The organism is Romboutsia sp. 13368, assembly GCF_018336475.1.
GTDB lineage: Bacteria > Bacillota > Clostridia > Peptostreptococcales > Peptostreptococcaceae > Romboutsia.
This window is the reverse complement of sequence record NZ_CP048741.1, coordinates 1,270,918-1,272,563: the sequence shown is the minus strand read 5'-3', so window position 1 is coordinate 1,272,563 and position 1,646 is coordinate 1,270,918. Positions and strand designations below refer to the sequence as shown.

Genomic DNA, 1,646 nt, shown 5'->3' with positions numbered 1-1,646 from the left:
TATATGATGAAATTCAAAACTTAATTACAACTTTTTGTATTTTCTTTTCGTTATGTGGCTTTGTTGTTAGTTGTTCTTTTTTTATATTTTTCAAAGACATTGAACTTCAAAAAGAGCAAATAGAGATGGCAGCTAAANTATACTTTTTATAATATAATTTTTATTATATTGATTTTTGTAATTGTTGATATRATTCGTCGTAAAATTAATGTTGATCGTCCTGTTAAAAAAATAAAAAAGGCTTTAAGTAAGGTTACAAATGGAGATTATTCTGTAAGACTTGACGCTTCTGAAGCTCAAAATAATTTTTCAGAAATTATGGAAAGTATAAATCGTATGACAGAGGAGCTTTCTGGAGTTGAAACCCTTCGTAATGATTTTATAGCAAATGTATCACACGAGTTAAAAACACCACTTTCTGTAATACAAAATTATGGAACATTACTTCAAAGTCCAAATTTATGTGAAGAAAAAAGATTAGAATATGCAAAAGCTATTACAAATTCTTCAAGAAAACTAGCAGATTTAATTACAAATATTTTAAAATTAAATCGCTTAGAAAATCAACAAATTTATCCAAATAAAAATAGATATAATCTTAGTGAACAACTTTGTGAATGCCTACTACAATTTGAAAATGTATGGGAAAAATCACAAATTCAAATAGATACAGATTTAGATGAAGATGTTATGGTAAATGCTGATATGGAGTTATTAAACATTGTATGGAACAATCTCTTTTCCAATGCTTTTAAGTTTACAGAATATGGTGGAAATGTATCAGTATGTTTAAAAAATAATGGAGAATTTGCCATTGTTAAAGTCAGTGATACTGGCTGTGGAATGCTCCCAGAGGTTGGTAAACATATTTTTGATAAATTCTATCAAGGGGATACATCTCATGCAACAGAAGGTAATGGACTAGGGCTTGCATTAGTAAAGAGAATAATTGATATTATCGGTGGTGAAATTTCTGTAAATAGTACACTAGGTGTAGGAAGTACTTTTACAGTTAAACTAAAAATCAATTAATAGCATTTAATAAATAGATAAGGAGTATTCCTATATGGAAAAGAAAAATAATACATTTGAGTATACATATTCTGCATTACAGCAGGAGGAAATAAAAAAAATACGCGATAAATATATGATAAAAACTCAAGTTGAAAGTAAAATTGAACAACTTCAAAAATTAGATAAAAAAGCTGAAAATCCAGGACTTATAATTTCTATTGCACTTGGTATCATTGGTACATTGATACTTGGTACTGGAATGAGCTTAGCATTAGTATGGACAAAGTTTATATGGGGGATTGTAATAGGGGTAGTTGGTATTATTATGTTGGCTATGGCATATCCAGCTTATAAATATATTACTAAAAAACAACGAGAAAGAATTTCTCCTCAGATACTTAAACTGATAGAAGAACTTGAACAAGGAAAATAAAATGTACACTATAAAGAAGATATTTTTATATGATTTTATTCACATTATTAATACATTACGAAAAATTTATAGTAAATTAGAAAAATAACCATACCTTGTAATTCAAATTATTGAAAATACTAAGRTATGGTTATTTTNATTATAATACTATCACGAAATTAACTAATATAGCCTATTATTAAATTTAACATTATCTATT

The 1,646-nt window shown here is 26.8% G+C and carries 2 protein-coding genes; both read left to right on the top strand.

Annotated elements, in window-relative coordinates:
- The first annotated feature begins 168 nt into the window (after positions 1–168).
- Positions 169–1,032, top strand: coding sequence for a HAMP domain-containing sensor histidine kinase (locus tag G3997_RS05115; RefSeq protein ID WP_296649140.1), 864 nt, complete (start codon positions 169–171; stop codon positions 1,030–1,032).
- A gap of 34 nt (positions 1,033–1,066) precedes the next feature.
- The gene (locus G3997_RS05110; protein ID WP_296649135.1) at positions 1,067–1,447 is read left to right on the top strand and encodes a hypothetical protein; all 381 of its coding nucleotides are present in this window, start codon (positions 1,067–1,069) and stop codon (positions 1,445–1,447) included.
- Positions 1,448–1,646: the final 199 nt, after the last annotated feature.